Source organism: Frateuria defendens, from assembly GCF_001182895.1.
Lineage (GTDB): Bacteria > Pseudomonadota > Gammaproteobacteria > Xanthomonadales > Rhodanobacteraceae > Frateuria_B > Frateuria_B defendens.
In genome coordinates this window covers 34704-60469 of record NZ_LFQR01000042.1, presented here as the reverse complement: position 1 = coordinate 60469, position 25766 = coordinate 34704, and the positions used below count along the sequence as shown (strand labels likewise).

19 protein-coding genes are annotated in these 25766 nt (G+C 64.5%); 7 read left to right on the top strand and 12 right to left on the bottom strand.

Annotated elements, in window-relative coordinates:
- Positions 1 to 40: 40 nt before the first annotated feature.
- Positions 41 to 1762 carry a type IV-A pilus assembly ATPase PilB gene (gene pilB / locus ACH65_RS06505; RefSeq protein ID WP_049621772.1) on the bottom strand — a complete coding sequence of 574 codons (1722 nt, stop codon included), beginning with the start codon at positions 1760 to 1762 and terminating at the stop codon, positions 41 to 43.
- Positions 1763 to 2129: 367 nt separating this feature from the next.
- Between pilB and ACH65_RS06500 the strand changes: the two genes are divergently transcribed.
- From ACH65_RS06500 to ACH65_RS06485, 4 genes are all read left to right on the top strand, one after another.
- Positions 2130 to 3302, top strand: a complete 1173-nt coding sequence (locus tag ACH65_RS06500) for a DegT/DnrJ/EryC1/StrS family aminotransferase (protein WP_049621771.1) — start codon at positions 2130 to 2132, stop codon at positions 3300 to 3302.
- Between the two features lie 252 nt (positions 3303 to 3554).
- The gene (locus tag ACH65_RS06495; protein WP_049621770.1) at positions 3555 to 4409 is read left to right on the top strand and encodes a glycosyltransferase family 2 protein; all 855 of its coding nucleotides are present in this window, start codon (positions 3555 to 3557) and stop codon (positions 4407 to 4409) included.
- Positions 4402 to 5631 (top strand): glycosyltransferase, encoded by a 1230-nt coding sequence (locus ACH65_RS06490; RefSeq protein WP_049621769.1) that lies wholly within the window; start codon positions 4402 to 4404, stop codon positions 5629 to 5631. Before ACH65_RS06495 ends, ACH65_RS06490 begins: the two co-directional genes overlap by 8 nt.
- 117 nt (positions 5632 to 5748) lie before the next feature.
- Positions 5749 to 7029: an oligosaccharide flippase family protein gene (locus tag ACH65_RS06485; protein WP_064504826.1), complete on the top strand. Its 1281-nt coding sequence runs from the start codon at positions 5749 to 5751 to the stop codon at positions 7027 to 7029.
- A gap of 30 nt (positions 7030 to 7059) precedes the next feature.
- On the opposite strand, the gene ACH65_RS06480 is transcribed toward ACH65_RS06485, so the two are convergent.
- The 3 genes from ACH65_RS06480 to ACH65_RS18850 are packed head-to-tail and all read right to left on the bottom strand — an operon-like array spanning position 7060 to position 9543.
- Positions 7060 to 8175 carry a glycosyltransferase gene (locus ACH65_RS06480; RefSeq protein ID WP_161805595.1) on the bottom strand — a complete coding sequence of 372 codons (1116 nt, stop codon included), beginning with the start codon at positions 8173 to 8175 and terminating at the stop codon, positions 7060 to 7062.
- On the bottom strand, positions 8172 to 9071 hold the full coding sequence (locus ACH65_RS06475) for an FkbM family methyltransferase (RefSeq protein ID WP_161805594.1): 900 nt from the start codon (positions 9069 to 9071) through the stop codon (positions 8172 to 8174). The genes ACH65_RS06480 and ACH65_RS06475 overlap by 4 nt, the downstream gene beginning before the upstream one ends.
- Before the next feature lies 1 nt (position 9072).
- On the bottom strand, positions 9073 to 9543 hold the full coding sequence (locus tag ACH65_RS18850; protein ID WP_202594154.1) for a helix-turn-helix domain-containing protein: 471 nt from the start codon (positions 9541 to 9543) through the stop codon (positions 9073 to 9075).
- Positions 9544 to 9813: 270 nt separating this feature from the next.
- Between ACH65_RS18850 and ACH65_RS18845 the strand changes: the two genes are divergently transcribed.
- Positions 9814 to 10914, top strand: a complete 1101-nt coding sequence (locus ACH65_RS18845; protein WP_082190175.1) for a glycosyltransferase family 4 protein — start codon at positions 9814 to 9816, stop codon at positions 10912 to 10914.
- 79 nt (positions 10915 to 10993) lie between these two features.
- On the opposite strand, the gene ACH65_RS06470 is transcribed toward ACH65_RS18845, so the two are convergent.
- The 3 genes from ACH65_RS06470 to ACH65_RS06460 form a co-directional block, all read right to left on the bottom strand.
- Positions 10994 to 12985, bottom strand: coding sequence for a hypothetical protein (locus ACH65_RS06470; protein ID WP_237561461.1), 1992 nt, complete (start codon positions 12983 to 12985; stop codon positions 10994 to 10996).
- A 69-nt stretch (positions 12986 to 13054) separates the two neighbouring features.
- A complete protein-coding gene (locus tag ACH65_RS06465) occupies positions 13055 to 15136 on the bottom strand; it encodes a hypothetical protein (protein ID WP_153242504.1) in 2082 nt (693 codons plus the stop codon).
- On the bottom strand, positions 15079 to 15522 hold the full coding sequence (locus ACH65_RS06460; RefSeq protein WP_049621764.1) for a pilin: 444 nt from the start codon (positions 15520 to 15522) through the stop codon (positions 15079 to 15081). Before ACH65_RS06460 ends, ACH65_RS06465 begins: the two co-directional genes overlap by 58 nt.
- A gap of 407 nt (positions 15523 to 15929) precedes the next feature.
- Here ACH65_RS06460 and ACH65_RS06455 point away from each other — a divergent pair, with 407 nt between their 5' ends.
- A complete protein-coding gene (locus ACH65_RS06455; RefSeq protein ID WP_049621763.1) occupies positions 15930 to 18023 on the top strand; it encodes a dipeptidyl-peptidase 5 in 2094 nt (697 codons plus the stop codon).
- Between the two features lie 180 nt (positions 18024 to 18203).
- Here the strand turns inward: ACH65_RS06455 and ACH65_RS18840 are convergent, their stop codons facing one another.
- Both ACH65_RS18840 and ACH65_RS06445 read right to left on the bottom strand, forming a co-directional pair.
- On the bottom strand, positions 18204 to 18506 hold the full coding sequence (locus tag ACH65_RS18840; RefSeq protein WP_336884798.1) for an REP-associated tyrosine transposase: 303 nt from the start codon (positions 18504 to 18506) through the stop codon (positions 18204 to 18206).
- Positions 18507 to 18896: 390 nt separating this feature from the next.
- Entirely contained in the window at positions 18897 to 19913 is a 1017-nt protein-coding gene (locus ACH65_RS06445; protein WP_049621761.1) for a magnesium and cobalt transport protein CorA, read from the bottom strand.
- 116 nt (positions 19914 to 20029) lie between these two features.
- Between ACH65_RS06445 and ACH65_RS06440 the strand changes: the two genes are divergently transcribed.
- Positions 20030 to 22033 carry an acyltransferase family protein gene (locus tag ACH65_RS06440; protein WP_049621760.1) on the top strand — a complete coding sequence of 668 codons (2004 nt, stop codon included), beginning with the start codon at positions 20030 to 20032 and terminating at the stop codon, positions 22031 to 22033.
- Here ACH65_RS06440 and ACH65_RS06435 read toward each other — a convergent pair.
- The 3 genes from ACH65_RS06435 to ACH65_RS06425 all read right to left on the bottom strand — a co-directional run bounded on the left by ACH65_RS06435 (position 22030) and on the right by ACH65_RS06425 (position 25758).
- Complete coding sequence (locus tag ACH65_RS06435; protein WP_049621759.1) at positions 22030 to 23289, bottom strand: lipoprotein N-acyltransferase Lnb domain-containing protein; 1260 nt, start codon at positions 23287 to 23289, stop codon at positions 22030 to 22032. The two genes, ACH65_RS06440 and ACH65_RS06435, sit on opposite strands and share 4 nt — an antisense overlap.
- 67 nt (positions 23290 to 23356) lie before the next feature.
- Positions 23357 to 24205: a CorC family transporter gene (locus ACH65_RS06430; protein WP_049621857.1), complete on the bottom strand. Its 849-nt coding sequence runs from the start codon at positions 24203 to 24205 to the stop codon at positions 23357 to 23359.
- Positions 24206 to 24261: 56 nt separating this feature from the next.
- The gene (locus tag ACH65_RS06425; RefSeq protein ID WP_049621758.1) at positions 24262 to 25758 is read right to left on the bottom strand and encodes an efflux transporter outer membrane subunit; all 1497 of its coding nucleotides are present in this window, start codon (positions 25756 to 25758) and stop codon (positions 24262 to 24264) included.
- Between the last annotated feature and the right edge of the window lie 8 nt (positions 25759 to 25766).

Here is a 25766-nt window from a genome sequence, read left to right as displayed (position 1 = left end):
GTGCACTGCCTGGATCGTGAAAGCCATCCAATGGCGGGCCTCAATCCTTGGTGACGCGGTCGATCTCGGCCAGGCTGGTGACGCCGTGCCTGGCCTTGAGCAGGGCCGAGGCGCGCAGGTCGTTGACGCCGGCCTGGCGCGCCACCTCGGCGATCTGCAGCGCGTTGCCGCCCTGCAGCACGATCTGCTGGATCTCCTCCATCATCGGCATCACCTGATAGATGCCCACGCGGCCCTTGTAGCCCCCGTTGCAATGGTCGCAGCCGACCGCCTCGTGAAGCTCCAGGCCCGCGGCGATTTCCTCCTGCGTGAAGCCGGCCGCGAGCAGCGCGTGCTCGGGCAGCTCCACCGGCCGCTTGCAGCGGCTGCACAGGCGCCGCGCCAGGCGCTGGGCGATCACCAGCGTCACCGAGGAGGTGATGTTGTAGGGCGCGATGCCCATGTTCATCAGGCGCGCGATGGTCTGCGGTGCGTCGTTGGTGTGCAGGGTGGAGAGCACCATGTGGCCCGTCTGCGCCGCCTTGATGGCGATCTCGGCGGTCTCCAGGTCGCGGATCTCGCCCACCATGATCACGTCCGGGTCCTGGCGCAGGAACGAGCGCAGCGCGGCGGCGAAGGTCATGCCGCGCTTGGTGTTCTGCTGCACCTGGTTGATGCCCTCCACGCGGATTTCCACCGGGTCCTCCACGGTGGAGATGTTGCGCTCGGCGGTGTTGAGGATGTTGAGCGCGGTGTACAGCGACACCGTCTTGCCCGAGCCGGTGGGGCCGGTGACCAGCACCATGCCGTAGGGCTTGTGGATGGCCTCCAGGTAGAGCTTCTTCTGCGCCTCCTCGTAGCCCAGCGCGTCGATGCCGAGCTTGGCCGAAGAGCCGTCCAGGATGCGCAGCACGATCTTCTCGCCGAACAGCGTGGGCAGCGTGCTGACGCGGAAGTCCACCGCGCGGTTCTTGGACAGGTTGAGCTTGATGCGCCCGTCCTGCGGCACGCGCCGCTCGGCGATGTCCAGGCCCGACATTACCTTCAGGCGTGAGGAGATGCGGGCGGACAGCTTGCTCGGCGGGCTGGCCATCGGGCGCAGGATGCCGTCCATGCGGAAGCGCACCCGGTACTGCGTCTCGAACGGCTCGAAATGGATGTCCGAGGCGCCGCGGCGGATCGCGTCCACCAGGATCTTGTTGACGAACTTCACCACCGGTGCGTCGTCGTTCGCGTTGGCGTCGATGCCGGTGGTCTCGACCTCGTCGCCGCCCTCCAGCGCCAGCTCGTCCAGCTCGCCGGCGCCCACCTCGGGCATCACGTTGTTGATGGTGGCGAGCGCGTTGTCGATGGCGCGGTTGAGCTGGCCGCGCTCGACCAGGATCGGCTCCACCATGCAGTTGGAGTGGAACTTGATCTCGTCCAGCGCGTGCGACTGCATCGGGTCGGCGATGCCCACGAACAGCCGCTTGCCGCGCTTGAACAGCGGCAGCGCGCGGTGCTTGGTCATCAGCGCTTCGCTGATCAGGTTGAGCGGCATGTTGGTCGGCGCGAGCGTGCCCACGTCCATCATCGGCATGCCGAACTCGTAGGAGGCGACCTGCACCAGCCGGGTGCCGTCCACCAGGTTGTGGTCGAGCAGCCAGGCGGTGAGGGTGTGCTTCTGCCGCGTGGAGTCGGCGACCGCCTGGCGCACGTCCGCCTCGGGCAGCACGCCTTCGGACACCAGCCGGCGAGCCATGCCGGACAAGCCGGCGAGCGACGGTTGCAATTGCGAGGACATAGCCGGATCCGCCCCAGGCCCCTGATCGAAGGGCAATTTAACCCAGATAACGGGTCGGGTCACCCGTATACCCCCGCCGGCGCCCCGCCGGCAGTGATCTGGCGCACAGGGCGGGCGGATCGTGGCGGCGGGGCGCCCGGCGGCCAGGGAGGGCTGATGCAGGGCGCATGCCGGCGGGTGTGCCGCTCGGCCCGGGCATGTGGCTGGTGTTCCGATCGAGCTTGAGCCCCGGGTTGCCGTTGCCCTCGTCACGAAAGCCCACCTGGCGCGCGACCGAAAAGCCCTCGGCCGGGGCGACGCCGGGGCGGCGTCGTGGACGCCGTCGCCCCACTGCGCTAGAACTGCGCGTTTCGTTCCGGAGCCCGCCATGTCCGCATCCACCGAGCCGCCCTTCCTGGTCTTCGGCGCGCCGGCGATCGGCGAGGAGGAGATCGCCGAGGTCGAGGCCTGCCTGCGTTCGGGCTGGCTGGGCACCGGGCCGCGGGTGGCGCAGTTCGAGCGCGACTTCGCCGCCTACAAGGGCGCGACGCCGGCGCAGGTGGCGGCGGTCAACTCCTGCACCGCCGCGCTGCACGTGAGCATGGTGGCGGCCGGGCTGGAGCCGGGCAGCGAGGTGATCACCACGCCGCTGACCTTCTGCGCCACCGTCAACGCCATCCTGCACGCGGGCCTCACCCCGGTACTGGCCGACGTCGACCCGCTCACCCAGAACCTCGACCCGGCGGCGGTGGAGGCGGCCATCACCCCGCGCACGCGGGCCATCCTGCCGGTGCACTTCGCCGGCCGCCCCTGCGACATGGACCGCCTGATGGCGATCGCCCGCAAGCACGACCTGCTGGTGATCGAGGACTGCGCCCACGCCATCGAAACCACCTACCGCGGCCAGGAGGCCGGCACCTTCGGCGACTTCGGCTGCTTCAGCTTCTACGTCACCAAGAACGTGGCGACGGGGGAGGGCGGCATGATCCTCGGCCGCGACGCCGAGCACATCGCCCGCGCCCGCATCCTCGCCCTGCACGGCATGAGCCGCGACGCCTGGCACCGCTTCGGCGACAAGGGCTACCGCCACTACCAGGTGGTCGAGTGCGGCTTCAAGTACAACATGATGGACCTGCAGGCGGCGCTGGGCCTGCACCAATTGGCCAAGGTGGGGCGCAACTGGCTGCGCCGCCGCGCGCTGTGGCAGCGCTACGACGAGGCCTTCGCCGGCCTGCCGCTCGGCCTGCCCGCGCCGCCGGAGGCCGACACCCGGCACGGCCACCACCTCTACACCGCGATGATCGACGAGGCCGCCTGCGGCATCGACCGCGACGGCTTCCTCGACGCCATGAACGCCGCGCGCATCGGCACCGGCGTGCATTACCTCTCGATCCCCGAGCACCCCTACTACCAGCAGCGCTTCGGCTGGCGGCCCGAACAGTGGCCCCACGCCATGCGGCTGGGGCGGCAGACCGTCAGCCTGCCGTTGTCGCCGGCCTTGGGCGACAGGGATCAGGCGCGGGTGATCGACGCCGTGCGCGCGCTGATCCGGCCAGCCTGAACTCCTTAGCTCCCTCTCCCCGCCGGGGCACGCGGGGAGGCGCCATGGATGGCGCCGGCTTTGAGGAGCGAGGAGAGGGTTGGGGTGCTGCGGGGCGGGTGCTCGCGGGAACGCCGCTATTGCCAGTCGAGCTTATTCCTCATCCACAGCGAAGCCGCATTCACCTCGCGCAACATGCATCTCTGCAACGCCACGTATCGTGGCACCCCAACCGCCGCGTTATGATTCCGCAAACCATCGGGAAGCCGTCCATTGAGCCGCCTCAGCATCGTCCTGCCCGCCAAGAACGAGGCGGCCGCGTTGAAAGACCTGTTGCCACGTCTGCGCGCCACGCAGCCCGACGCGGAGATCATCGTGGTCGACGACGGCTCCACCGACGACACCCGCAGCCTCTGCGCCGCCAGCGGCGTCGCCTGCCTGTCCTCGCCCTACTCGATGGGCAACGGCGCCGCCATCAAGCGCGGCGCCCGCGCCGCCAGCGGCGAGGTGCTGGTCTTCATGGACGGCGACGGCCAGCACGACCCGGCCGACATCGCCCGGCTGCTCGCCAAGCTGGATGAGGGCTACGACATGGCCGTGGGCGCGCGCGACTGGGACAGCCAGGCCGGCGTCGGCCGCGGCCTCGCCAACACCCTCTACAACTGGCTCGCCAGCCGCATGACCGGCCACGAGGTCGCCGACCTCACCTCCGGCTTCCGCGCCGTGCGCGCGGAGAAGTTCCGCGAGTTTCTCTACCTGCTGCCCAACGGCTTCTCCTACCCCACCACCAGCACCATGGCCTTCTTCCGCAGCGCCTACCCGCTGGCCTACGTGCCGATCAAGGCGGCGCAGCGGGTGGGCAAGAGCCACATCCGGCCGCTGCGCGACGGGCTGAGGTTTCTGCTGATTATCTTCAAGATCGCGACGTTGTATTCGCCGTTGAAACTGTTTGCGCCGACGAGTGCCGTGTTCTTTCTGCTCGGTTGTGCCAATTACGCCTGGACTTTCACCCACGGCGGTCGCCTCACCAATATGAGCACCCTGATGTGGAGCGCAGCGGTGATCGTGTTCCTAATCGGGCTGGTATCGGAACAGGTCACGGCATTGACATATCGCCGCGATGACTGACAGCCCGATGCGCAAGCGGCCAGTACTCCTCGTGCTTGCCTCTACTTACCCTCGCTGGAGGGGGGATTACGAACCCGGATTCACGCACGAGCTGACCAAGCGCCTCGCCGAAGATTTTGATGTCATTGCCGTAGTGCCGAGTGCGCCAGGGGCGGCATCCCACGAAATTCTGGATGGGGTCGAGGTGATTCGTTATCGCTATGCGCCGCGTTGTTTCGAAACGCTGGTCAACGATGGCGGCATAGTTGCAAATTTGCGGCGGCATCGCTGGAAGCTGTTGCTGGTGCCCACTTTTGTCCTGGCACAGGCGTGGCGGGCGTGGCGGGTACTTCGCATCCGCCAAGTGGACCTGATCCATGTCCACTGGTTGCTTCCGCAGGGACTGGTGGCTACGTGGCTACAGGTGCTTTCGCGGCGGGCCTTGCCGTATCTTGTGACATCGCATGGGGCCGATTTGTTTGCATTGCGAGGGCCTTGGCTGAGGGCGCTCAAGCGGCATGTCGTGAGGCGCGCGGAAGCTGTCACCGTGGTCAGCCAAGCAATGAGGGACGAGCTGGCGCGTCTTGGTGCGGACGCAGGCAAGGTCACCGTCCGGTCCATGGGGGTGGATCTGGCTGAGCGCTTCACGCCCGATGAATCGGTCGAGCGTGCCTCGCATGAGCTCCTTTTCGTTGGTCGGTTGGTCGAGAAAAAGGGGCTGCGTCACCTGATTGATGCGATGCCAGCCATTCTGGCTGCCTTCCCAATGGCCGGCCTGACCGTTGCGGGCTTTGGGCCAGAGGAGTCAGTCCTTCGCCAACAGGTCCGTAAGCTAGGGTTGGAGGCAAGCGTCAGCTTTATCGGAGCAGTTCCGCAAGCGGACTTGCCCACGCTATACCGTCGGGCCAGCGTCTTTGTCGCCCCTTTCGTGCAGGCGTCGTCTGGTGACCAGGAAGGGTTGGGGCTGGTTGTCGTGGAAGCCTTGGGGTGTGGCTGCCCGATCGTGGCATCGGATTTGCCAGCGACTCGCGATGTGATGCTGGATACAACCGCTTACGTCAGAGTGTTGCCAGGAGATAGCGATGCCTTGGCTCGGGCCGTTACCGACATCTTCATTCGGAGTGAAATTTATCGTCGTGGTGTCGAAGCCTGCAGGGAGCCGCTGATGCAACGCTTCGATTGGCATGCGGTGAGTCGTGACTACGCCAGAATGCTGAAAGCATGCCTTCGCGCCGACTTATAGATCCAGGCGTGCCCCCATCAGAACCTACAGTCCACGATGCCGTGACTTGGCTCCTACAGGGGGACGAATGGGTTCGTGCTCGTCCATCCCTTTGTCATCTGAGGCGATGGTACACGTATGCCGAGGCGAAAAAATCTTGTGTTGAAAGAGAAGTCTAGACTGTGGGGGGCGGGTGGCAAACTGGCCCAAAGTTCATTGATAGTGATGGCATGGCAAGCCGTCCGTTTGCTGATGCTTGCCATATGGGTAATTTTCGCAGCCCGCGCGCTCGGGGCACAGGGCTACGGCGTATTTTCCGGTACTGCCGGATTGGCTACGACATTGGCGGGTTTTGCCGGGTTGGGCATCGGATTTCTCATGTATCAGCGGGTGGTGATCTCGCCTGCGGAGTTCAGTCATCGTTGGCGCCAGACGATGGCGGTCACCGTAGCCAGCGGATTCCTGTTTGCCTGCATGTTCGTCCCCTTGTCATTGCTTGTGTTTGGGACGGTGAGTGCGCAGGTCATCGCGTTGATTGCGACCTCGGAGGTCTTTTTGTTTCCGCTGGTCGGAGCATCCGCGTTCGCATTCTCTGCGCATGAGCGCATGGGGTGGGCTGCCGCACTACCGGCGATAAGCGCAGCATTGCGGCTTTTGGCCGTGATGCTTTTTTCCTACGCGGCAACCACGCATGATCTGAGCCATTATCTTTGGTATCACCTCGCCGCCTCGGCTATAGGCAGCTTGGTTTCATTTGTCAGTGTCCATCGCATTCTACGGCCGGTTCGCGCACCGCTGTCCGTTGACAAATCGGACTTCGCCGAAGGACTCGCTTTTTCCGCAGTGTGGTTCACGGGAGGAGCGATGGCGTCTTTGGACAAGTCCCTGGTGCTCCGCATCGGAGGTAGTGCGATGGCCGGTCTGTATGCTTCCGCCTATCGATTCGCCTCCGTCCTGGCTATGCCTATTGATGCGATGGTGATGACGGCGATGCCGCGTCTTTTCCGTGCAGGGGCTGGGCACAGTAGTTACCCGCGTCTCGTGGCGTATATGAGCACGGCAACGCTCTTGTATGGTGTGGTGGTCGGCGGCGTCTTGTGGCTGGGGGCTGGAGAGCTGCCATGGCTACTGGGCGAGCAGTTCGCTGACGCAGTGCCCGCGCTCAAATGGATGTGCTTGTTTATTCCCATCTACGGCATGCGGCAGCTGGGAAGCCAGTTGCTGGTTGCCGAGGGGAAGAAGATGTCGCGCGCTGCGGTTGATATCTGTGCGCTTGGCGTCATGGCGCTGCTTGCTCATTTTCTCATTCCGGCATGGGGCCTGATTGGTGCCGTAGCCATGCTTCTCGTGACCGAAGCGCTCCTGGTCTTGGTGATATGGGGTACGGCTCTTCGCTTCGGTCGTCGGCTGCCCGCCTGAGGGCGAGCACTCGCTGATCGTGCTGGAGCCCTAGCGCGCTGTAGCGCGGTGCAGGAGCGCGATATAGCGGCTCACGGCCGCCTCCTGTCCGAATGTGCTTGCGCGTGCCTTCAACGCGGCCGGGGCGACGTGAAAGCGATGTTCGAGGCTGTTGCGGAGAGCCGCTTCAAATGCGGCCGGGTCGTTCATCGGGATCAGCTGCCCAAACTCGCCGTCGTTCAGAATTTCTGCCGGCCCATGCGGGCAATCCGTTGAAACGACCTGGGTTCCGCAGGCCATTGCCTCTACCAGTACGTTGCCGAAGCCCTCGTAGTCGGAGGGAAGCGCCAGGACGTCCGCCGCATGCATTAGGGGAAGTGCATTATGGACAAAGCCCGTCAATTTGCAGCAGTCCTGAAGGCCGTCGATCCGGATCCGACGCTCGATCTCTTGTCGTGCCGATCCTTCGCCGACGATAAGCAGTCTTGCCGGCATGGTGCGGATGAGGGCGAGGAAACTATCGAGCAGCAGGTCCAGTCGTTTTTCTGTCGAGAGCCTTCCGACAAAGATGATCGTGGGTGCATCGCGGTTCGACCAGGGCCATGCGGATGTTTCCTGCATGTGCGCGTCGAAGTCGGGTGTCACGATGGGGTTGTGGATGATCGTGATTTCGGCGTTTTTCAGCGAGAGCTCCCGCCGCATATCCTCGGCGACTCCTCGCGAAACGGCGACCAGGCCATTGGCGCCTGGCAGCAGCAGGCGCATGGCCGTCCGGATCAACTCAAGCTTGATTCGCTTCCGGCCACGGGCAATTTGCCGTGGGCCGGAGAGTGACAAATGCTGCGTCACGATCACGCGCATCTTTTGGAACAGAGTCAGCCGCAGCAGTAGCAGCAGGCAGGCAACGTCATTGGACGTGGTGAATACTACGGCTGGTCGGTCGCGATAAAGAGCGCGCAGCAGTCCTACGAAGAAGCGTGGCAGGCCGGGTTTCGCGAGTTCGATGACAGGCAATGCTGGGGGAAGCTCGTGGCGCACATCGGCGAGGATCTGTCCGGCAACGATGGAGACGTCCACTCCGCGTGCGTGCATGGCCTTTGCGATGTTCAGCTGAACTCGCTCAAGGCCCCCATGCCCCAAGCGGCTGAGCAAAAGCCAGACTTTCATGCCATGGCGCCGGGTGGCGAATTGTTCCCGGCTGGGGTGCATAGCACGTTCTGGTAGGCGGACAGGTGACGGGCATCCAGTGGGGTCAGGCGTCCATTGCGGCCTATGGCATGAAACGCGTAGCCAAACGTTTCCAGGTAGTCGAGAATGTCGGATTGCCGGTAGCCGGCAATCACCGATGTCTGCTCCTGGATTTCGATGATGAGAAGCGGCTTGTATCGGCTGAGCGTGTGCCCCGCGCCTTTCAGGCAGGGAAGCTCTGCACCTTCGATATCGATCTTGACTATGTCCAGCCGAGAAATGGCGTGTTCATGTAGATACGCGTCTAGGGTGGTCAGCTGGATCGTCTGAAGAGGGTTGTCCGTTTCGGAGCCTCCATAGAGGGTGCCCAGTCCGTAATTTTCATCGTCGGCTCTCCCTTGTCCACACGAGGCGTAGAGGGGGGCGGTGCCGTTCGTATCGGATAGTCCAAGTCTCGCGACCGTCACTTGCTTAAGTCGGTTGCGCGCGACGCTTTGCTCGAGTGAGGCCGCGATATCGCTCACTGGCTCAAAAGCGATGACTCGTCCAGTCGACCCGGCAAGCTTCGCGGCGACCAGCGTAATTTCACCGATATTCGCCCCCACGTCGATCATCACCATTCCCGGGTGCAGGATTCCCTTGAGCAGGGCGACAATTTCGCGATTGTAATAGCCCATCCAGAACATGCGCCTCTGCATATGCTCCGATAGCCGCAAATCGATCGTCAGGTCGCCATCGAAGTCGTCGATATGCGCAATGCCCTTCGCATTGCGAAAACAACGGCGGAGCAGGCGCTGCGCCAGCAAGACGCGGCCGCCCAGTGATAGCCGCTTGGCAGCTTTTCGCAGAGTGAGCATCAATTTGGGATTGGTCACGCTAGTGTAGTGTCTCATAAATAATATTAAGTAAGTTTGGCCGCGGCGCGAGCGACGGATGCCAAGATGGTGTCGGCGCTCTTGTGCCAGACGAAAGGTTTCGGATCTGCCGGCTCATCTGGCGCACGCTCCAATGCGTGGCGTCGGTGGGAGTGCTCTGGCGGACCTTGTCCACAATCTGCTGGACCTGCTCATCGTCCACGCTACGCGGACGTCCTGCACGCGGAGCATCGGTCAGCCCGGCCAGTCGGTAAGCCTCGTAGCGCCGCCTCCACTTGGATACCGTCTGGATCGTGGTCTGCAAGCGCTCAGCGATCACTTTTCCCGACTTGCCTGCTGCACAGCCCAACACGATCCGCATGCGTAGTTTCTCGTCCTCCGGCGCCTTGCGGACGCGCAGGCGCGCCTTCAGTTCCGAGTGCTCGGCATCGGTGATCTGCAGCTTCGTAACGGGGCGTCTTGTGCGAGCCATCGAGATAGTCTCCTATACGGAAAACACTTCGACAGCCAAGTCGCTACATAGTTCATGTTATTTCTGAGACGCCACACTAACTTGGCCTGATTAAAACAGAAATGTTTTCGCGGCTCTATTTGGTTTGTGCTTCAGAAGGAGCCATTGCGAGCAGCGGTGTTCCACGCGTCGTCAAATACCAGCGACGCGCGTATGCTCGCATGGATCTTCCTTTGAAGATATGCGGTGATCGAGCAACGCCGCACGAGGTCATCGCCGGCAGGATGAGGGATGCGCATACTTGTTCTAACCAAGCGGCAGTACACGGGGAAGGACCTGCTGGACGACCGTTATGGCCGAATGTTCGAGCTGCCTACCGGGTTGGCGGCGCGTGGCCACGATGTCGTAGGACTGGCCTGGTCGTACCGGCGGCGCGGAGCGTCGTTCCGTGTCGACGGAGGAGTTCGCTGGTGGTCGGAAGACATGTGGCCTTCCCCGCTGGCCTATCGCCGACGGTTGGAGGACATCGTCGCGGTCGTTCGGCCCGAGGTGATCTGGGATAGCTCGGATGCGCTTCACGCCATAATCGCCGCCCGTTCAGGGCGGAAGTGGAGGCTTCCAGTTGTAACCGACCTCTACGACGACTATGAGTCGTTCGGTTTGACTGCGTTTCCCGGGCTGCGGCGGGCGTTCCGCCAGGCCTGTGCACGGGTGGATGCCCTCAGCGTCGTTAGCCATTCGCTTGCGGCGATGTTGCCGTCACGGATGGAGGGCGTGCCTCCCGTCAAGATCATTGGCAATGGCGTGCCGGAAGCATTCGGTCAACGGCTGGTGCGGAGAGTGGCTCGGGAGTGGCTTGGCCTGCCGCAGGATATCCGTTTGATTGGTACGGCCGGAGCTCTCGACTCCTCTCGTGGAATCGACGACCTATTTCGGGCGTATAACCGCCTGCGCGAGTATCGGTCCGATGTACGTCTAGTGGTAGCTGGTCCGCGCGACCGCAAAGCCGGGCGAGCTCTTGGTGACGGGGTCATAGACCTTGGCGTGTTGCCGAACTCGCGGATACCTTGGCTGTATTCGGCATTGGATGTCGGTGTTGTCTGCAATCGCGATAGTGCGTTCGGTCGCGCCTGTCATCCGCAAAAGTTGGTTGAGATGCTTGCCTCGGAGCTTCCCGTGGTTGCCGCTGCAGTCGGCGATGTAGCCGTGCTTTTGGGCCCCTATCCGGCAACACTCTATCGGCCGGGGGATAGCGAAGAGCTTGCGCAGCGTTTGTTGGGTCAACTCGATTCGCCGGTTAAGGTGCCGGCATCGTTGGCATCGAGTTGGTCGGCGCTAGCGGGTGATCTTGATGAGTTGTTGCAGAGAGCGATCGCCTCGCATCGTCGCTGAGTTGCTGACCCATGAGTTCGGAGCTTGCAAAGCCTGGATGCAGTGGATTGATGTGGCATCAGGACAAGGCCGGACGCATTTACGGCTGGGGCAACTGGTCGCGGAGGTTGGCAATGCTGCTGTCCAGACGGCCGCCCACATTCAAAGCTTGTAGTCGCGTGATCGCCGTGCGGGCCTCTCCATAACGCTGCTGTGCCGCCAGCATGCGGATCAAGGTTATTTGGTAAGCGGGTTCGTAGGGGCTGGCCTGAACGGCCTCTCTGGTCATGCGTATCCCTAGCTCATGGTTATCGAGCACGTTCCAGGCATAGTCGCCATATGTGGCTAGTAGGCGTGCGCTGGGTGCCGGATGGGCGAGTGCGGCGGTGAACGATGCCACCATGCGACTCTTGGGTAGGTCGCAGTGGTCTTCCCTTGCGCATTGGGTCAGTGCCGCAAGAGAACTCTCGTCCTGCACTCCGGGCCGTTTGGTTTTCAGTTTTTCGATCATGCTGCTCCACCATTCGTCTTTCAGTGGAAGGCGCATGCGCGAATTCATGAATATCAGCGCCTGCTGCGGGAGGATAGACGACTGCGGCAAGGCCGCTGCTCGCTCCAATGGAGCGTAAGCCCGCTGGGTGAACGGCGACGTGGGGTCGTAGTGGGAATAGATGATGTAGGTACGCCCCAGTTCATATTGGGCGCGAGGTGAATCCGGCGCCCTGGCCGCAAGCTCCTCGGCCAAGCGCAGTGGATCGCCCCAGGCTTGGGCAGTCAGGGCCGTCACGCATATCCAGAGCAGTGCAAGTCCCCCGAGAATCGTGTAGCGAGCAAGAAGAAGCCAGTCATGCCGTTTCACCTCTTGCCTTCCAGCAAGAGAGGGCAGTAGTGCCAGCAACAGGCCGTAGCTGGCGAAATAGTTGCGGTGCTCGTAGACCAATTCCAGCGGCAGGATGGTGCCGGTAAGCAATTGGGCGCCGAGGAACCAAAGCATGCCAAGGCTGGCCAGTGGCTGGCGATAGCGCAGGACGATGGCCAAGGCCAGGAAGCCCGCGATGAGCAGCAAGCTGATCAGCGTGCTGATAGGGGTGAGCAGTCCGCTCGATATGCTGAAATCGTCATGATAGAAGGACAACGCATGGGGTGTCGGCAACACTGTCCATAGTATGTAGTCGACGACGATCCGCGCTTCGCTAAGCAGCCTGGTCTGCAAGGTGAAATCGCGCGTAGCCCAACTCTCCGGCTTTAGGACCAGGGGCAACAGCCAGCCCAGGCCGACGGTGAGTGGTAGGGCCAGCAGAAGCACATAAAGTAAGACGATGCGCGGGTCTTTCCTGCTGTGGCGATCGGTGGCGGCTAGAGCGCTGTCGTCCGACGTCACAGGTAATGCACCGTCGGCAGTCTTGGCGGATGCGAAGCGAAACAGCACCCATTCGACAATCAGCGCATAGAGCGGCAGCATGACTGCTGTTTCCTTGGACAGTACACCGAGCATCGTCGGTACGATGAGGCTGATGACCGTCAGCGCAAAGCCGCTGCGCCCAGCTAGCATGCGTTGCCTGGCCGTTACGTAGCCCAGCAGGCCAGCAAGCACGAACAAGTTGGCCAACGACTCCATGCGCTGCACCACGTACAGTACCGAGGTGAGGTTGATCGGCAACACCATCCACGCCCCGGTGACCAATGCCGCTGGCCATGTAGCTGTGCGATCACCAGTTGGTGCGATAAGTGAACGCATCAGCATTCGCGTTAGCAGGAACAGCATTACGCCGTTAAGAAGATGGATGGCCAGGTTCGTTAGCTTCATCCAGAACGGATCGAGCCCAGTGAACAAGTAGTTGGCGGCAAAGCTGAGTGACGCTAGCGGGCGCTTGAATTCGCTGGCGGGCGACGAGAGCGTGGCTTGCACCAGCGACGGTAGACTGGAGTCAGAGGGTTGCACCCCTTTGTTGTCGACGATGTTGGGGTAGTCGTCGAACAGCCAGCTTCCGTAGATGCCGGGCCAATAGATCAAGATGGTGAACGCAATGGCAATGCCTAGCCAGGCCGATGGAGCAAGGTGGTGGCAGCGTGGCGTATTTGATGTGGTCAAACCGGCTCTCGGGCAGGTGGGCGCGTGTTTGTAGTGCTGTGGCGGACTTCCGTGCCGGACCATAGGGGATCAAGGAGGGCGGATCTGGCCATGGTCCAGGGCTTCACGGAAGGTGGCCACCGCTGCGTTGAGACGATAGTCGGCACCACCTGCGGCTCGGTCTAGATGAGCAAGTACTTCCCGGCAAGCGCCGACGTCGCCGAGCGTAGCATCCAACTGGAATTGGAACACGCCGATACCATTGTTGTACCCGCTGTCGATCCAGGCTTGGCGATTGGTGCTGGCCGCTTCGGCAATGCGGCCATCGGCAGCCATCATGCGTGCCAGGTTGTAACGCGTCCGCCAAGCGTTTTGCGACGTAGCTGGCAGCGGGTTGTGGGCTAGCCAAGTGCCGGCATCGGCTGTCAGCCGTTTCAGGTCTATACTCGGGCAACCCCTTTCTACGCGCTGAGCCAGCAACTCCCAGCCGATCATGGCGAAATTGGTGATTACGCCATGGGTGCGCTCCTCGAATTGCACGTACAGCTCGTTGGGCGAGGGATGATGCGTCTCGCAATACGCCAGGAACCGCCAGATGGTTGCGGTCATGGCTTCGGATGCTGGGCCGTAGCGCTCACCAATTGCTATATGGCCCAACGCATCATCAAGATTGCCGGCCGACATGGCCTGTGCGGTCAAGGCCGACTGCAAACGGGGCGAGGTGGGGTTGTAGGTTTCCTGCATGGCATAGAACAGTCGTCCTGAAGACCAGGAGCCGGCCTGCACCCAGGTGGCGAATGCATAAGCTAGTGGCACGGTCAGCATCAAGGCATATGCCGCGCGCCGCAAGGTTCCTTCTTTGGTGGCAGGGTATTTGTGTGCCAGCCTAGCCACTAATCCGGTGGCCGCTAGCAGTATGCCAACCGATGGCAGGTAGTTACGATGTTCGAAATAGAGCTCCAGCGCGATGAAGCTGGATTCCATTGCTTGACCGACCAAGAATAATCCCACGCCGGCGGTGAACAATGGCGATTGGCGGCGCCACCGCCAAGCCATTCCCACCAGCAGGAGCCATGCAAGCAAGGCTGGCAGCGTGGTCCAGGGGTGCAGAAAATCTACGGATACAGGGTAATTATCGTGGTAGATGCCCATGCGCGGCCCGACGGGGAGCAACTGGGTCTGCACATAACTCCATAGAATGCGCGGCTCGGTCAACAGCCGCTCGGTCAGCGTGAAATTTCTCAATACATAGCTGCCGGTAATAAAGCCTGGATGGCACGCCAGCCATGAGGCAGCTATCACGGCGGGCAGTATGACCGTGACAGTAAAGAATGCTTGCACGCTTCGTGGGCGCCGCATTCCTTCGCTTGGCGCGAACAGGCTGAGTTCCAGCACTAGAGCCATTGGCAATGCCAGAACTCCGTTTTCCTTGGCCAGGGCGGCGAGAATTGTGCACGCCGGTACGCCTATCCATAGCAAGATTTGGCCGCTCCCTCGGCCTTTTTCGATCTGCTGGCGTGCCGTCATGTAGAGCCACAGGGCGAGCAGCATGAATAGAGCTGCCAGCTGGGCCATGCGCTGCACGACGTAGAGCACGGTGCTGGCCTGCAGTGGTGCCCAGAGCCAGGCAGCTGTCAGCAAGAGAGAGAGCCAGGCGGCTGACGTGGAGGTATTCGGATCGCGGGGAAGTACCCGCCGTAACAGAGCCCACAAGACCAACCCGCACAGCAGATGGATTAGCAGGTTGGTGGGCTTGAAGGTGAAGGAATCCATCGAGCCGGTGCGCCAGGCGTCGAGCATGAAGCTCGCCATGCTGAGTATGCGCCCGAGCATGCCGGAGCGATTGTCGAATACCACGCCGCGCCAACCTAGTTCGCCATCCAGCCAGCGCTTAATGGGCTCGAGATTACTGATGTCATCCAGCAGGTAAGGGCCATGGAGCCCGGGGGCGTAAATCGTTACAGTGAGCGTGACGATTGCGGCAAGGGCTAGTACGGTGAGGGGGCGGGACCAACTCATCGAGGGCCTGAGGTTCAGTGAAAAAATTGGTTGCTGGGCCTTTTCATAAAGAAAAAGCCCCTTGAAGGGGCTTTTTCTAGTATCGCGCGAGGCGATTACTGGTGGCAGCTGGCCGGCAAATACTTGGCCGGAATGGAACTCGCGGTGCCCCAAGATTGGGAATTGCTGCAGGACCACTGGATAGAGCCGCCGGTGTTGCTCGGGGTCATAGTCAGGGCCACGCCGTCGATGCTGGTATCGTTGAAATGCTGATACGTGATGGTAATGACACCACTGCCGCTCACGCCGACCGACTGGACGTAAGTGCTGGCACCAGTCTGATAGCCCGCTGCGGTATTGCTGGAGGGCCAGGTGCCCTTGGACTGATAGGTTTCAGCCACCGAAAGCTTGGCCGCATCGGCCAGCACCAGGCCTTCGGAGATCTTGGCGCGCTTGGTGTAGTTCTGATACTGCGGAATAGCGATAGCCGCCAGGATCGCAATGATCGCAACCACGATCATCAATTCGATCAGGGTGAAACCCTTCTGGACGTTCTTCATGGTGGTTCCTCTTCTTTGGTTAGCTAACCTAAGTGATGCCCCCTGAGCCCCGGTCCGAATCCCCCTAGGTAGGATCGGTTCCCCATACAGCGGTTTGGAACAACCAGGAAGCTCGCGGTTTGCGCAGCATGTTGCGTGCCACGGCGACCGAGTGCAGCTACCCGCGCCTGGCGGGCTCCGGGATTGTGCATGGGGGCGTAAAGAGGGACAAGCGCTGGTGCTGGATCCTTTACGGATAGTGTCGATCCTATCGCGTAGTGACGCGGCGTAGTGACGATTGGCGTCATGGACTGACGTTTTTTGTCAGTTCTTATTGTTGTTTAAGCCGGTATCCGCGAGCCTGCTTGCCTCGCCCGATGCCGCGCCGTAACGTCGCCAAGCCTGCAGAATCCCAAGGGAGAACCCTCATGAAACCCCTGTTCGCCGTGCTGGCCTTCGCGCTGGCGGCCGGCACCGCCGTGGCCGCCGAAACCGAAAACCGCACGCCGCACCCCTTCGGCATCCGCGACCTGGTCATGCTCGACCGCGTTAGCGACCCCCAGCTCTCCCCGGGCGGCCGCTATGCGGCCTTCGCCGTGCGCAGCACGGACTATGCGGCGAACAAGGGCGTCAATGCGGTCTACGTGTTGGACCTCGCCAAGGGTGGCCAACCGGTGAGGGTGGTGGAGAAGGGGAGTGCCGCGCGCTGGTCGGCGGACGGGCACTCCTTGTTCTATGTGGCCGCGGCCGACGGCGTGAGCCAGCTCTGGCGCGTGGACCTGCAGGGCGGCAAGGCGGGCCTGGAGCTGACGGCCTCGGGCGTGCCGGTGCAGGTGAGCCATGGCCCGCTGGACGTGGACGGCTACAAGCTCTCGCCAGACGGCAAGAGCGTGCTGCTCTCCTATGCGGTGTTCACCGACTGCGCGGACCTGGCCTGCACCAAGGAGCGGCTCGACGGCCGCGAGAAGACCAAGGCCAGCGGCACCGTCTACGACAAGTTGTTCGTGCGCCACTGGGATACCTGGGCCGACAGCCGGCGCAGCCAGCTCTACATCGCCCGGTTCGATGCGGAAGGGCAACTGCCCGTCGAGCCCACCCTGCTGAGCCGCGGCATCGACGGCGACGTGCCGAGCAAGCCGTTCGGCGACGACAGCGAATTCGCCTTCTCGCCGGACGGGCAGACGGTGTACTTCGATGCGCGCATCGCCGGCACCACCGAGCCGTGGTCGACCAATTTCGACGTCTACCGCGTGCCGGCGGACGGCTCGGCCATGCCGCAGAACCTCACTGCCGGCAACCTGGCCTGGGACGCTTACCCGGTGCCTTCGCCGGACGGCACGACGCTGTACTACCTCGCCATGAAGGAGCCGGGCTTCGAGGCGGACCGCTTCGCGATCATGGCGTTGGACTTGGCGACCGGTCAGAAGCGGGAGGTGGACCCGCAGTGGGACCGTTCGGCCGGCAGCCTGTCGATCGCGGCCGACGGCAAGACGCTGTACGCCACCGCCGACGACGAAGGACAGCACCCGTTGTTCGCCATCGATGCGGCCGACGGCAAAGTCAGCAAACTGGTGGGTGAAGGTTCCGTGGGCGGCTATGCGATCGCGGGCAAGCGCCTGCTGCTGGCGCGGGACGACCTGAAGCGGCCGGCCGATCTCTACGAAGCCGGGGCGAGCGGCCGCGGGCTCAAGCAGGTCACCCACTTCAACACGGCGCGGCTGAAGGGCACGCAGGTCGGCGACTTCGAGTTCTTCACCTTCAAGGGTTGGAACGGCGAGCGCGTGCAGGGCTACGTGGTCAAGCCGGTCGGCTACCGGCGCAGCCGCCGCTATCCGGTGGCCTTCATCATCCATGGCGGCCCGCAGGGCGCGATGGAGAACGGCTGGAGCTACCGCTGGAATCCACAGACCTACGCGGGGCAGGGCTTCGCGGTGGTCACCGTCAACTTCCACGGCTCCACCGGCTATGGCCAGGCTTTCACCGATGCGATCTCGGGCGACTGGGGCGGCAAGCCGCTGGAGGATTTGAAGCTCGGCTGGCAGGCGGCGCTCGACCAGTACAAGTTCCTCGACGGCAACCGCGCCTGCGCGCTGGGCGCGAGCTACGGTGGCTACATGGTGTATTGGATGGCCGGCGTGTGGAACCAGCCGTGGAAGTGCCTGGTGGACCACGACGGCGTGTTCGATGCGCGCAACATGTACTACGCCACCGAGGAGCTGTGGTTCGAGGAGAAGGAGAACGGCGGCCCGCAGTTCGAGCACCCGGAGAACTACGAGCGCTTCAATCCGATCAACCACGTGGCGGACTGGCGCGTGCCGATGCTGATCGTGCACAGCGGCAAGGACTTCCGCATTCCCGATACCCAGGGCCTGGGCGCCTTCACCGCGCTGCAGCGCCGCGGCATCCCGAGCAAGCTGCTGCACTTCCCCGACGAGAACCATTGGGTGCTCAAGCCGCAGAACAGCGTGCAGTGGCACGAGACGGTGAATGCGTGGTTGAAGCAGTGGACGTCCGAGCCGTAAGGCTCGCCTCGGATACCGTGCATCCCTTGTAGGAGCGCGTCTCGCGCGCGACCCGCGCCGCGGTTTCCGTGATGGGCCGGTCGCGCACAAGGTGCGCTCCTACCGGTATGGCCAGGCGTTTTGTAGGAGCGCGCCTCGCGCGCGACCCGCCACACCGTCACCGTGATGCGTTGGCCGCCGTCATAGCCAGGCACAGTTCCAGTAAGGGTAGTCGCCGACACGACTGACCAGCCCGGCGCGAACCGGATTGGTCACGATATAGCGCGCTGCGGTAAGTACGCTTTCATCATGGCGCAGTGCACGGTCATGAAAGCCGCGCGCCCATACGTGTCGCATGCCGATTGCGGCGTGGACGTTCCGGCTCACCAGCGATTTGAAGCGGGCCATGGCCAGCGTCAGCCCATCGTGCTCACCGAGTTCGACCAGGCCATGCCAGTGATCGGGCATCAGCACCCAGCACAGCAGGCGTGCGTCGCCCAGCATGTCGGGTTCACCATGCAGCGGCAGGCAAGGCGGGCCGTTTCGTGCTCGCCGAACCAGGGATGTCGCGCGGCGGTGACGGTGGTGAGCAAATAGGTTTGGCCGGGCAGGGAGCGGCGGCCCTTTCGGAGTGCTCGGTGGCCGGATAAAAAGGGCATGCGGCCAACGTGCCTGATCTTGCACGGGGAGGGGGACAGCCGAGTCGGATCGGTGAAGTAGGTGGTTCCGTTAATTTCAGGAGGCATCGGCGCAATCCAGGTGCCGCCTTCGCCGGCCCCTCATGTAGGAGCGCGCCTCGCGCGCGACCGGCTCGGCCTCAACCTCACGTTTGCAAGGCTGGTCGCGCGCGAGGCGCGCTCCTACAAGTGAGGTGTCGCTTGTGCGGCAGTGGCGCTACAGCCACCGATTCCGCTTCAACCCGTAGTAGATCCCGGCCACCACGCCGATCACCAGCACGATCATGGCGGGGTAGGCCCACGGCTTGTCCAGCTCCGGCATGTGGTGGAAGTTCATGCCGTACCAGCTGGTGATCAGGGTGGGCGCGGCGAGCATGGCGGCCCAGCCGGCGAGTTTCTTCATCACCTCGTTCTGGCCGTAGGTGACCAGCGAGAGGTTCACGCCGATCGCCGCGGTCAGCATCTCGCGCATGGTGCCGATGGACTCGTTCACGCGGAACACGTGGTCGTACACGTCGCGGAAATAGGCGCGCAGGTCGTCGGGAATCAGATGAGGATGCAGCCGCACCAGCTGGCTGGTGACGTCCTGCAGCGGCGCCACGCCCAGGCGCAAGGTCATCAGGTCGCGCTGCATGCGGTAGAGGCGCTTGACGGTCTCGCGCTTGAAGGTCTCGGCAAAGATGTCCTGCTCCAGCGTCTCCAGCTCCTGGCGGAAGTCGCGCACGATCGGCAGCATGTTGTCGACGATGAAGTCGAGCACACCGTAGAGCCCGTAGCTCGGGCCATAGGCCAGCAGCTCGGGGCTCTGCTCGCAGGTGCGCCGCACCGGGATGTAGGACAGCGATGCGCCGTGGCGCACGGTGACCAGGTAGCGCTCGCCGAGGAAAATCTGCGTCTCGCCGAACGCCAGGTTGCCGCCGATCAGCTGCGCCGTCTGCACCACCAGGAACAGCGAGTCGCCGTAGGTCTCGATCTTGGTGCGCTGGTGGGCGTTGTGGGCGTCCTCGATGGCGAGGTCGTGCAGGTCGAACTCCTCCTGCAGCTTCAGCAGCAGCATCTCGTTCGGCTCATGCAGTCCCACCCATACGAACGTGCCTTCCTCCTGCAGCACGTCGCTGATCGCATCCAGCGTGATCTCGCCGATGCGGCTACCGTCCTGGCTGTAGGCGACGCAGTTGACGACGGGGACGGGCGTGGTGTCTGCGTAGGCGGGGGAAGGCGACATGCGGGGCATGATGCCGCCATGGGGCGGACGGGGCAATCGCGGCCGGCTTTCCTGGCTGCGGCGTCGGAACATCGGCGGCGCTACCATGTCGGACGCGCACATGGCGCCAGGGGAGCGGATTGCTGATGAGTGACTATGGATTGGGTTATCGCCGTGACATCGAGGGGCTCCGCGCCGTGGCGATTCTGCTCGTCGTCGCCGCGCATGCCGGCGTGCCGTGGCTCGCCGGCGGCTTCGTGGGCGTGGATGTGTTCTTCGTGCTCTCGGGCTTTTTGATCACCAGCCTGCTCGCGGGAGAGGTCGCGCAGACGGGACGGCTGGATTTCGCAGGGTTCTACGTCAGGCGCCTGCGGCGGCTGTTGCCCGGATTGCTCGTGATGCTGCTGGTTGCCGGTGTGCTGGCGGCGTTTCTGCTTGCACCGGCCGAGCAGCGCAGCCAGGCGACGGCGGCGGCCACGGCGGCGCTATGGGTCAGCAATATCCATTTCGCGCTGGCCCGGCTCGATTACTTCGCGGCGGGCGCGGACACCAACCTCTTTCTCCACACCTGGTCCCTGGGTGTCGAGGAACAGTTCTATCTGCTGTGGCCCGCCTTGGTCTGGTGGCTGTTGCGGCGCGGTGAATTCGAGCGGGCACGCACGAGGCTGGTGGCTGGCATGCTCGCCGTCATGGCGGCCAGCCTGTTCGCCGGTGTCTGGCTCACCTATTCGGCGCCGCAGCTCGCGTTCTACATGATGCCTTCGCGGGCCTGGCAGTTTGCCGCCGGAGCCCTGGTCAGCCTGCAGTGGCAGCTTCGCAAGTGCAGCGATGCCGAAGACGCCGCGTCGCGGGCCGGTTCGGCTGCCGCATGGCCCGTGCTTGGCTGGGTCGGCTTGGGGGCGATCGTTGCCGCGGGGGTGTTGTTCAACGCGGCGATGCCTTATCCGGGCATGGCGGCGCTGGTTCCGAGCCTGGGCGCGGCGCTCCTCATCGCCGCGGGCACGGTCGATCCGGCGGCCGGTGTTTCGAAAGCCTTGTCGTGGCGGCCGTTGCAGGCCATCGGGCGCATTTCCTATGCCTGGTACCTGTGGCATTGGCCGGTGCTCCTGCTTGGGCGGGCCCTGGTCGGTACGGATGCGCCCGCGTATCGGCTGTTGTGGGTTGGTCTTTCGCTGCTGCTCGCCGCGGCGTCCTATCGATGGATCGAGTCGCCCATCCGCAGGCAGCGGCAATGGACCGTGCAGTGGAGGCGCTCGCTGCTCGCCGCGCTGTGCGTGATGATCTTGGCCAACGTGCTTTGCATCCGCTGGTACAACCGGACGGACGCGCAGGCGCAGGCCCCGGCGCAGCAGCGCTACCTGCAGGCCCATGCCGATGCGCCGGCCATCTATGGCCTGGGCTGCGACGACTGGTATCGCAGCGACCGGGTGCGCATCTGCGCGTTTGGATCGTCTGCGGCGCGCCATAGCGTGGTGCTGATGGGCGACAGCATTGCGGGACAGTGGTTTCCGGCCGTGGCCAAGGTTTTCGACAAGCCCGACTGGCGCGTGCTGGTACTCACCAAGTCGTCCTGCCCGATGGTGGACGAGCCTTTCTTCTACGCGCGGATCGGCCGCGAGTACACCGAATGCGCCGCGTGGCGTTCGCATGCGCTGGCGGAAGTTGCCCGGATCAGGCCCGACGTGGTGTTGCTGGGCACCGTCGCGACGAACGGCTTTACCGAGCCGCAGTGGGTCGAAGGCACGGCGCGCGTGCTCTCGGCGATCAGCGGGAGCGCGGGGCGCATCTACGTGCTGCGCGGCACGCCGCGACTGCCTTTCGATGGGCCGAACTGCCTTGCCAGCCATGTCGGTCGTCCGGCCTGGCTGGGCACGGGCGATTGCAGTGCCTCGTCCCGGGATGCGCACGACGAGCTCGTCTATGCGTGGCTGACCCGGGCCAGCCGTCGCTTCGGCAATGTCGCCATGCTCGATCTGAACGACGTCATCTGCCCGTCCGGTCTATGCGATGCGCAAAGACAGGGCGTAGTGGTGTTTCGCGATGGGCAGCATCTGACGGCAACGTATGCCGCCTCGCTCGGCGGCGTGCTGAGGGATCGCCTCGGCATGAGCGCCGAGGCTGGCGCCGGCTCGGGGGCGATGGCGCACTAGCCGGCTTGCCGTGGCGAGTCGCCGGCACGGCGCAACCCCCACGCCAACGCCACCCAGCACGGCAGGGCGAACAGCAGCCAGGGTTGGTTCTGCTGCACGGTGCCGGGGAGGAGGTGGAGCGACAGGGCGGTGAGGGCGGCGAGCAGTTGCAGGGCCAGGACGGCGTCGGTGGTGCGCGTGGCGGGCAGGCCCTTGCGGGCGCGCCAGGGGGCGCGCAGCAGGAGGAAGGCCAGCGGGCTGAACAGCAGGGCGTTGGCGTTGGCCCAGGCCGAGTGGTGGGTGGTCAGGGTCCACAGGGCCAGCAGCAGCAGGCCGACCAGGCCGGCGAGCAGCAGATAGAGCGTGCCGAGCGCGGCGAACAGCGTGGGCCGATAGCGGCGGGCGGCCACCAGCAGCGCGGCGAAGGCCAGCCCCGCCGCGGCCAGCGGCAGGCGCAGGTCGGGCGGCAGTTCGGGTGGGGCGTCCAGGCGGTTGGGCGACAGCAATTGCTCGGACGTCACCAGCGGATGCGCGGTGCCGGCGGTGTCGCGCAGCGCGACGTGGCGCAGCTCGCGCTGCAGCACCATCGGCAGGAAGCTTTCTTGCCAGGCGTCCAGCGGCCGGTCGGCGTAGGGGCCGAGGCCGAGGTCGAGCAGCAGCATCAGCCACGGCTGCGCGCCCATCAGGCGATCGGTCTGCTGGCGGTAGGTGAGGCCGCCGGGGCGTTCGGACAGCTGCGTCTTGAGCACGCCGCCGAGCGCCTTGTCCAGCGCGTCGCGCACGCGGGTGGTGCAGTTGTCGACGTAGTAGTCGTAGTCGTAGCGGGCGTTCTCGGGGCGCAGGTTCCACAGCAGGAAGTCGCGCAGCGCCGTGGCCTGCGCGGGCGAGAGCGCGAGCGGCTGGCGGGTAATCGAGCGGCCGGTGTCGCGGTAGTAGTTCTCGTCGAGTTCGCTCGGCGCGGCGTCCATCAGGTAGTGCATGCGGCCGCGGGCGAAGTTGAGCAGGAAGCCGCGCTCGTCGAAGTCGAACACGCCGTAGTTGAAGTTCACCGCCTCGCCGCTCGCGCGGTCGCGCAGTTCGATGGCGTCGTGGCCGAAGCGCTCCCAGTAGATGTCGCCGGGCCCGTAGCTGACCAGGGCGACCTCGAGGTTTTCGCCGGGCGCGTCGGCGATGCCGGCGTGGGCACTCGTGCCGCACAGCGCGCCGAGCGCGAGCAGTGCGAAGGCGAAGGCATGTAGGAGCGCGCCTTGCGCGCGACCGCGGTGTATCGGCGTCATGGCTGCGTAGGCTTGTCGCGCGCAAGGCGCGCTCCTGCAGGGCGATGCAGGGCGGGCATGCGCAAGTTCAGTCGGCCGGCCGGCGGACTACGCGGAACTGCTGCACGCGGCGGTCGTCCGCCTCGGTGACGCGGAACAGGAAATCGCCGATGCCGATCTCCTCGCCCACTTCCGGCAGGTGGCCAAGCTCGGAGGTGGCCATGCCGCCGATGGTGTCGAACTCCTCGTCGGAGAAGCTGGCGCCGGCGACCTCGTTGAAGTCGGCGATGGGCGCGAGCGCGCTCACCAGCCATTCGTCCTGCGCCTGCTCGTGGATCAGGCTGGGCTCGTCCTCGTCGTCGTGCTCGTCGTCGATCTCGCCGACTATCTGCTCGAGCACGTCCTCGATGGTGATGAGGCCAGCCACGCCGCCGTATTCGTCCACCACCAGCGCCATGTGGTTGCGCGAGCGGCGGAACTCGGCCAGCAGCACGTTGAGGCGCATCGACTCGGGGATCAGCACGGCCGGGCGCAGCACGCCCTGCACGTCGAAGTGCTTGCCGTCGCCGAAGAATTTCAGCAGGTCCTTGGCGAGCAGGATGCCGAGGATCTCGTCCTTGTCCTCGCCGTGCACCGGGAAGCGCGAGTGGCCCGATTCCACCACCGCGGCGAGGATTTCCTCCAGCGTCGCGTCGGCGGCGATCATCACGATCTGCGCCCGAGGCACCATCACGTCGTCGACATTGAGCTCGGTGACCTTGATCGCACCCTCGACCATGGTCAGGGTGTCGTTCGAAAGCAGGCCGTTGGCCTGGGCGGCGCGCAGTTCCTCGATCAGTTCGTCGCGGTTGCGCGGTTCGCCGGAAAACAGATGGCCCAGTCTGTCCCACCAGGATCGGTGGGCCGGGCCGTTGGTACTTCCAGGGTCCTCGTTCATGTGCTGCGGGTGCAGTAGCGCCAAAGCCTACAGTCTACAACATCGTGCCGACGGCCCTAGCGCGCGGCCGCCAGGGGCGCCGCAGGGGCGCCCGGCACCGCGCCGACGGCCCTGGCGCGGCCTTCGCTCCAGCCGCCGCCCAGCGCCTTGTAGAGGTTGACCTGGTTGACCGCCTGGTCGAGTTCCAGGCTCACCATTTTCTGCTGCGCGGCGTAGAGCGAGCGCTGCGCGTCCTGGGTGGCGATGTAGTCGTCCAGGCCGTCCTTGAAGCGCACCTGCGAGATCGCGTAGACGTGCTGCGATTCGTCCACCAGCGCCTGCTGCGCCTTGATCTCGGGCACGATGTGGTCGCGCGTGGCGAGCGCGTCCGCCACTTCGCGGAAAGCCTGCTGCACGGCGCCTTCGTAGGCCGCCTCGGCGCCGCTGTGGCGCGCCTTGCTGGCGGCAAGGCCGTTCTTGCGCCGGCCGAAGTCCAGCAGCGGCACGGAGGCGGAGGCGGCGCCGTTCCAGGCCGCCGAGCCCGCGCTGAACAGGCTGGAGAGGTTGCCGCTCAGCGTGCCGAGCACGGCGGTGAGGGCGATGTTGGGGAAGAACGCGGCGCGGGCGCGGCCGATGTCGGCGTTGGCCGCGCGCAGGCGGTCCTCGGCGGCGACGATGTCGGGACGCCGGTCCAGCAGCGAGGAAGGCAGGCCCGCGGGCACCTCGGTGAGCAGCGGCGCCTGCCAGGCGCTGGGGCTGGCGTAGCCGGCCGGCAATGGCTGGCCGATCAGCACCGCCATGGCGTTGATGTCCTTGGCGAGGCGCAGCTGGATGTCCTCCACGTCCACCTGGGCGGCGTTCACCTGGGTCTGCGAGCGGCGCATGTCGAATTCGGACACGCCGCCGTCGGCGAAGGCCTTCTGCATCACCCCGGCATGCTGCTGCTGCGTGGCGAGGGTCTGCTGGGCCAGCTGCAGCAGGGCGCGGTCGGCGTTGAGCGCGAGGTAGGCGTTGGCCACCTCGCCGATCAGCGCGATGCGTGCGGCCTGGTAGTCGGCGGCGCTGGCCTCGGCCAGCTTGCCGGAGGCGTGCGCGGCCGCGCGCTGGCGGCCGAAGAAGTCCAGCTCGTAGCTGGTCATGCCGGCCTGCACCTGGTAGGTGTTGAAGGTGGAGGCCTTGTTGCGGTCGTTCTGGATCGGGCCGAGCAGGCCGTTGGCCGGCTGCTGCGCCATCGCGGGCAGGCGCTGGCGCCCGGCGTAGCCCTGCAGGCCGATCTCCGGGAACAGGCTGGCGCGCGTGGCGCCGTAGTTGGCGCGCGCCTCGGCCATCTTGGCGGCGGCCACGCGCAGGTCGCGGTTGTTCTCCAAGGCGATGGCGACCAGGCTTTGCAGCGCCGGATCCCTGAAGAAATCGCGCCAGCCGAGGTCGGCCGCCTGCACCGGCGCTTCCGTGGCCGTGCCGTGCGCGGGGTAGCGGTCGGGCACCGGCAGGTTCGGGCGCTGGTAGGCGGGCTCCATGGTGCAGCCGGCCAGCAGGCAGGCGGCGAGGGCGGCGGGCAAGAGCAGGGGCTTCATGCGTAATC